We start from the raw sequence: 1209 nt of genomic DNA, 5'->3' as shown, positions 1-1209 counted from the left end.
GAAGCCATCATACAAATGGATCAGAGGCCATATATGCACTAACTATAAACTTGGACCGGTCAAATGAGGCTGCTCAATCTGCACCAATCGTGCGACAATCATGCGAGAAGACCTCGAAGATCGTGTCATCACAGGCCTGCGAGATCGGCTGTGGTCCCCCAAAATGGTCAGCGCCTTCGCAGACCAATACCGCAAATCCTATAATAACTTTGCGGCCAATGTTTCAGCCGAACGGGAGAAAGCCGAACGCAAGCTCGCAAAAACACAATCAGCGATCGACCAAATCACAAAAGCCGTCGAAGACGGGATGTATCACCCCTCCATGATCGCAAAGCTCACAGAACACGAAGCAACAAAAGAGGCACTCGAGCTGGAACTCGCCTCAGAGCCCCCTGCCCCAACATTGCGTCTGCATCCCAGCATGAGCACCCGCTTCAAAGAGCACATTCACGCCCTGAGCGTCGCACTCCGCGAAGACCATTTACGGACAGAGGCCGTTGAGATCCTCCGTGGCTTCGTTTCAGAAGTGCGGATGGTTCCAGACGCCAGTGCGCAGGGTGGGCATCAGATGGAATTGGTCGGCGATTTAGCCGGAATTCTTCAATTAAGTCATGGGGATGAGAGTAAGCGCCGCTCCATTATCGCAGGAGGGTCGGTTACGTTGGTTGCGGGGGTAGGATTTGAACCTACGACCTTCAGGTTATGAGTGAGGAGGTGATGCTTATCAAATTGTATCATCGAGTAGCAAATCTTAGCAAATTATGACATTATACTATTGTATTTAAACAAATTTTTACTGAACCATTGCACCAAGAGCGCTCAGCAGCTACCATCAAGCATCATATTTAACGCGGCAATTAACGTGGCAATTATACGATGCTGACCGATCGCACAATACGAGACGCAAAACCGAAACCGTCCGTGTACCGCCTGCGCGATGCAAACGTGGTTTGCAGAGGTTTCGGCGTGGCAGTCGCCCCATCAGGCAAGAAGACCTTCTTCTTGTCGTACACCTCACCTGAGGACGGGAAGCGCAAGCAGGTTGCCATCGGCCAGTTCCCAGCCCTGTCACTGAAGGAAGCCCGCCTCAAAGCCGGGGCCCTGCGCGAGAAGGTTAATGAGGGACAAGACCCAGCCGTCGAGAAGAAGCGAGCCATCGATGCTAGGCTGGAACAACGAGCACTCGGCACGTTGGGCGACTTAATCGAT

Annotated in this window: 2 protein-coding genes; both read left to right on the top strand. The window is 52.3% G+C overall.

Features of this window, described 5'->3' with window-relative positions; genetic code table 11:
• Nucleotides 1-100: 100 nt before the first annotated feature.
• Complete coding sequence (locus AC1QQ2_RS14280) at nt 101-706, top strand: hypothetical protein (protein WP_479713637.1); 606 nt, start codon at nt 101-103, stop codon at nt 704-706.
• A gap of 170 nt (nt 707-876) precedes the next feature.
• A partial coding sequence (locus tag AC1QQ2_RS14275; protein ID WP_479713636.1) for an Arm DNA-binding domain-containing protein occupies nt 877-1209 on the top strand: 333 nt, incomplete at its 3' end.

This window comes from Aestuarium sp. (genome assembly GCF_023253315.1).
GTDB classification, from domain to species: domain Bacteria; phylum Pseudomonadota; class Alphaproteobacteria; order Rhodobacterales; family Rhodobacteraceae; genus Marivivens; species Marivivens donghaensis.
Note: the sequence above shows the minus strand (reverse complement) of the source record. Positions and strands in the feature narration are given on the sequence as shown.